Source organism: Halomonas sp. BM-2019 (genome assembly GCF_017584085.1).
Genome location: NZ_CP071922.1, coordinates 778,883 through 781,797, shown reverse-complemented (window position 1 = coordinate 781,797; position 2,915 = coordinate 778,883). Strand labels below are relative to the sequence as shown.

The window sequence follows — 2,915 nt, the reverse complement described above, 5'->3', positions numbered from 1 at the left end:
GGCTCGTCGACAAGGTGGTGGTGGCCATCGCCACGAGCCCCGGCAAGGGGCCGGCGCTGGACCTGGAGACGCGGATCGCCCTGGCCCGGGAGGTGGTGGCCGGGCTGGGCAACGTCGAAGTGGTCGGCTTCTCGGGGCTGATGACCGAGTTCATGAAGCAGCAGCAGGCGCGCGTCCTGCTGCGCGGCCTGCGGGCGGTCTCGGATTTCGAATACGAGCTGCAGCTGGCCAACATGAACCGCGCCCAGATGCCGGAACTCGAGACCGTCTTCCTGACCCCGGAGGTGGAGAACTCCTACATCTCCTCCACCCTGGTCCGCGAGATCGCCAAGCTGGGTGGCGACGTCTCCCAGCACGTGCATCCCAGGGTCGCCGCGGCGCTGAAGAGCCATTACAATACCTGACCATCAGGATCGGGTTTTCCCCGCCGCCGCGCCCTGCGCCGGCGGGCGCTCGCTCCATGCGCCCGACCAGAACTTCCGTGAGGTATCCCCATGGCCCTGATGATCACCGACGAGTGCATCAACTGCGACGTCTGCGAGCCCGAATGCCCCAATGGCGCCATCTCGCCGGGCGAGGAGATCTACGTCATCGACCCCAACCTCTGCACCGAGTGCGTCGGCCACTATGACGAGCCCCAGTGCCAGCAGGTCTGCCCGGTGGACTGCATCCCCCTGGACCCGGAGCGCGAGGAGAGCCACGAGGAGCTGATGGCCAAGTACCGCCTGATCACCGCCGCCTGAGCCGCCCTCGCCGCCTGCCTCAACCCCCAGCGCCCCGCTCGTCAGCGGGGCGCTGGGCGTTGAGGGCCCGGTCCTACATCTCGTCGGCGCGGCGGCTCACGGTGCATCCCAGGCAGCGCCGGAAGGTCGCCTCGGCAGGGGTCTTGATCAGCGTCTCGGCGGCGGTCTCCACCCCGCCGCCCAGGGCGGTAAAGGGCAGCGAGACCAGGAAGACCGCCGTGCCGGCCACGGTGGCCGCCGCCAGCAACGGCCGGGCGACCAGCGCATCGACCACCATGGCGCCGCCGCTGGGCTGGGCCTCCATGCGCTGCTGCTGGGCCACGGCCGGCGAGCTGCCCAGCATCGCCACCAGCGCCAGTAATACGAAGATAAGGGTACGCTTGCCCATCGCTGTTACTCCCCTGCTGCCTCAGTCTCGACTGCCGTGGTTGCCCCTCAGTACCAGCCGACCGATTCGCCGGGTGTGGCACCAACCATCTTTTGCTTCTAGAATCCTCGAGATTACATCCTTTCACAGGATCTTACATCAGGGTAGACGGCTTTCGCTGCTTGCCCAACCCCGCAGGCCCGCCTGCCCACCATGCAACGGAGCGCATGATGAAGCGTCTGATCGCCACCGCCGCCCTGACCACCCTGGTCGCCGCCCCCGCCCTGGCCCAGAGCTACCCCGGCGTGCCCGACGAGGGCTTCTATCTGGGCACCGCCATCGGCCAGGCAACTTTCAAGAACAGTGACTTCCGCAACCTCGACGATGTCGACCGCAGGGACACGGCATTCAAGCTATTCGCCGGCTACCAATTCAACCCCCACTTCGCCGTGGAAACCAGTTACGTCGACTTCGGCGACTTTACCGCCAACGATGAGGATGGCGAGGTGAAGGTTGATCTGGACGGCTTCGGTTTCGCGCTGGTGGGACGCCTGCCTATCGAGGCGGGCTTCAGCGTCTACGGCAAGCTGGGCCTGATCGCCTGGGACGGGAACGTGCGTGATGCGGATGGGTCCAGAGGCGATGATGATATCGATCCCTTCTATGGCGTAGGCGCCGAATACGTGATCGACCAGGTGATGATGCGCCTCGAGTTCGAGCGCTATGACATGAGCGCCAGCGGTACGGACTTCGATACCGACCTGATCTCCGCCAGCATCGGCTACCGCTTCTAAGCCAGCGCCGCTGCCCTTGAACCGCCCCGCCATCGCGCGGGGCGGTTGCGTTGTGCGGCAGGCGGGGCCAAGATGGCCCGTTTGACCGCCTGCAGGTTTACCGTGAGCCGCTCGACGCCCGCCCTCGAAGCCTCCCCTCCGGACGCCTCCCGCCGGCGCCTCTGGACCCTGGCCTGGCCGATCATCCTCTCCAATATCACCGTGCCGCTGCTGGGGCTGGTGGATACCGCGGTGATGGGCCACCTGCCGGATCCCCGCTACCTGGCCGGGGTGACCCTCGGCGCCACCCTGTTCAGCTTCCTCTACTGGGGCTTCGGCTTCCTGCGCATGGGCACCACCGGGCTGACCTCCCAGGCGGTGGGCCGCGAGAACGACGGCGACGTGCGCAACCTGCTGGGCCAGTCGTTGCTGCTGGCGGGGGTGATCGGCGCCCTGCTGATCCTCTTCTCGCGGCCGCTGATCGCGCTGGGCCTATGGCTGCTCGACGGCAGCGAGATCGCCACGGCCCTCGCCGCCGAGTATGCCCAGATCCGCATCCTCTCGGCCCCGGCGGTGCTGGCCAACTACGCGATCCTCGGCTGGTTCCTCGGCCAGCAGAACTCCCGGGTCACCCTGAGCATCCTGGTGCTCACCAACGGCGTCAACATCGCCCTCGACCTGCTGTTCGTGGTGGGCCTGGGCATGACCAGCGACGGCGTGGCCTGGGCCACGGTGATCGCCGACTACACGGCGCTGGCCTTCGGGCTCTGGCTGGTCTCGCGCCAGCTTCGCCTGCTGGAAGGCCGTTTCCTGCGCCGCCGGCTGCTGGCCCTGGCCGCCTACGCCGAGCTCTTCGCGGTCAACGCCAACCTGTTCGTGCGCACCCTGGGGTTGCTCTTCGCCATGGCCTTCTTCACCTCCCGCGGGGCGGTACAGGGCGATACCGTGCTGGCCGCCAACGCCGTACTGCTGCAGTTCATCATGCTGACCAGCTACGCCCTGGACGGCTTCGCCCACGCCGCCGAGGCGATC

At 67.4% G+C, this 2,915-nt stretch carries 5 protein-coding genes; 4 read left to right on the top strand and 1 reads right to left on the bottom strand.

The window, feature by feature from the left end; all coding sequences use genetic code 11:
• Together coaD and J5F18_RS03985 are read left to right on the top strand one after the other, a co-directional pair.
• Positions 1-404, top strand: a 404-nt coding sequence (gene coaD, locus J5F18_RS03990) for a pantetheine-phosphate adenylyltransferase (protein ID WP_346301039.1), incomplete at its 5' end; no start/stop codon positions are given.
• 90 nt (positions 405-494) lie between these two features.
• On the top strand, positions 495-743 hold the full coding sequence (locus J5F18_RS03985) for a YfhL family 4Fe-4S dicluster ferredoxin (protein WP_346301038.1): 249 nt from the start codon (positions 495-497) through the stop codon (positions 741-743).
• Between the two features lie 73 nt (positions 744-816).
• On the opposite strand, the gene J5F18_RS03980 is transcribed toward J5F18_RS03985, so the two are convergent.
• The gene (locus J5F18_RS03980; protein ID WP_346301037.1) at positions 817-1,131 is read right to left on the bottom strand and encodes a hypothetical protein; all 315 of its coding nucleotides are present in this window, start codon (positions 1,129-1,131) and stop codon (positions 817-819) included.
• Positions 1,132-1,340: 209 nt separating this feature from the next.
• Between J5F18_RS03980 and J5F18_RS03975 the strand changes: the two genes are divergently transcribed.
• Positions 1,341-1,904, top strand: a complete 564-nt coding sequence (locus tag J5F18_RS03975; RefSeq protein WP_346301036.1) for a porin family protein — start codon at positions 1,341-1,343, stop codon at positions 1,902-1,904.
• Positions 1,905-2,006: 102 nt separating this feature from the next.
• Positions 2,007-2,915: MATE family efflux transporter (locus J5F18_RS03970; RefSeq protein ID WP_346301035.1), on the top strand; the 909-nt coding region annotated here is incomplete at its 3' end.